The sequence below is a fragment of the Pseudomonas sp. 34 E 7 genome (genome assembly GCF_900005715.1).
Classification (GTDB): domain Bacteria; phylum Pseudomonadota; class Gammaproteobacteria; order Pseudomonadales; family Pseudomonadaceae; genus Aquipseudomonas; species Aquipseudomonas orientalis_A.
The window spans coordinates 1-2,059 of the sequence record NZ_CVTX01000055.1 but is presented as its reverse complement, the minus strand read 5'-3'; the positions used below and the strand labels follow the sequence as shown (position 1 = coordinate 2,059).

The 2,059-nt window shown below is 67.4% G+C and carries 1 protein-coding gene; it reads right to left on the bottom strand.

What is annotated here, in order from left to right:
- The coding region (locus BFP96_RS02275; protein ID WP_139113319.1) for a condensation domain-containing protein at positions 1 to 2,059 on the bottom strand (2,059 nt) is incomplete at both ends.

The following is a 2,059-nucleotide window of genomic DNA, read 5'->3' as shown; positions in this document are numbered from 1 at the left end:
TGCAGCAGCATGGCCCAGGTCGCCGGGGTGGCCTGGATCAGCTCCACCGCCCGCTCACGGATCAACTGCGCCAGCAGCAGCGGGTCTTGGCGTTGCTCGTCATCGGCGAGGACCACGCTGCCACCGCGCACCAACGGCAGGCACAGTTCCAGGCCGCTGATATCGAAGGTCACGGTGGTCAGCGCCAGGTAGCGCTGCACGCCGTCCAGCGGCAAGGCGCGCTCCATCGCCAACAGGAAGTTGGCAAAGTTGCCCCGGCTGATCTGCACACCCTTGGGCTGCCCGGTGGAGCCGGAGGTGTAGAGCGTGTAGGCCAGTTGCTGCAGGTGCCTGGGCAGCGCCGGTGCATCGGTCGGCTGCGCCTGCAACGCCAGGTCCTGCCAGAGTTGGCAGCGCAACGTGGCCGGGAGATGCTCATCCTGAAGGTCGCACAGCAGCAGATGCGGCCGTGCCCGCTGCACGATGGCCGCCTGCCGCGCAGGCGGATGGCTCGGATCGAGCGGCAGGTACTGCGCCCCGGCCTTCTGGATGCCCAGCAGGCAGACCAGCAGGCGCTCGTCGCGCGGCAGGCAGAAGGCGATCGTGGACTCCGCCGTCACACCTTGCGCCAACAACCAGTGCGCAAGCTGGTTGGCCTGTGCCTGCAACTGCCCGTAGCTCAGTTGTCGGTCGCGGCAGAACACGGCGGTGCGCTCGGGATGCAAGGCGGCCTGAACCTCGAAGCGGGTCACGAAATCCGCCTCGACGTTCAGTTCGGCAGCGTCGCCCGCGCTGTGCAGGCGTTGTACCGAGCGCAGTGGCAGCGTCAGCAGCGGCTGCTGCAGATCGAGATGCGCCAGGCTGGCCAGCACACCCAGGTAGTCGTCCACCAGGCACTGGATGCGGGCCGGGTCGAACAGCGCGGTGGCGTACTCGACGATCAGTTGGCTGCTGGCCCCATCGCCGCGGCCCTGGCTGAACACATTGAAGGTCAGGTCGAACTTGGCGCTGATCGCCCCCTGCGGCAATGCCAGCGGCGCTACCGTGACGCCCGGCAGTTGCAGATTGCGCTCGCCGAGGTGATCGACCTGGTAGTTGAACATGGCCTGGAACAATGGCGTGCGGTCGAGGCTGCGCTCGACCTGGAGCACATCGAGCAGGCGCTCGAACGGCAATTGCTCATGGGCCCGATCATCTGCCAGGCGCTGGCCGAGGCGCCGCAGAAAATGCTCCAGGCTTTCCAGCCCATCAAGCTGCACGCGATACGCCAGGGTGTTGACGAACAGACCGACCAGCGCCTGGCTGTCCGCAGCCTCACGCCCGGACACCGGCAAGCCGATGGCGAAATCGCGGCGCCCGGCGTGTTTCCAGAGCAGCAGTTGCTGCGCGGCGAAATACAGCACGAAGGGGGTGACCCCAAGCTGCTTGGCACGGGCCGCGATTGCCGAGGTCAGCTCGCCGGGTAACGGGAACTGCTCGCGCGCGCCGGCATACGCCTGCACTGCCGGGCGCGGGCTTTCGCTGAGGGCCAGCGGCTCGTCACTCAAGCCCTGCAGGCGCTGCTGCCAGTAATCGAGCAGTACCTGGCCGGCATCCCCTTCCAGCGCCTGGCGCTGCGCTTCGATCACTTGCAAAAGGCCCGTTCCGGGCGCGGGCTGACGGCCCTCATAGAGAGCGGCCAGATCCTGCACCAGCAGCCCCATGGACCAGCCGTCCACGGCGATATGGTGGGCGTTGAACAGCAGGCGATAGTCGTCTTCAGCGAACTGGAACAGGTCGACGGCCACCAACGGCCCCTGGGCCAGGTCGAAGACCCGTTGCGCGGCCAGGGCGATCGCTGCCTCCCGTGCATCGGCCGGCGATGCGCGCAGATCGTGCAGGGCGAAGCTGGCCTCGGGCGCCTCCACCAGGCGCTGGCGCACCTGCCCGTTGTCCTCGAAGAAACGGCAACGCAGGGCTTCGTGACGTTCGATCAGGCTCAGGCAGGCGCTGCGCAGGCGTGGCACGTGCAGTTCACCCTGCAAGGCCAGCAGTTGCGTGACGTTGTAGGCGGTGGTGTCGGGTTCGAGCTGCTGCATGA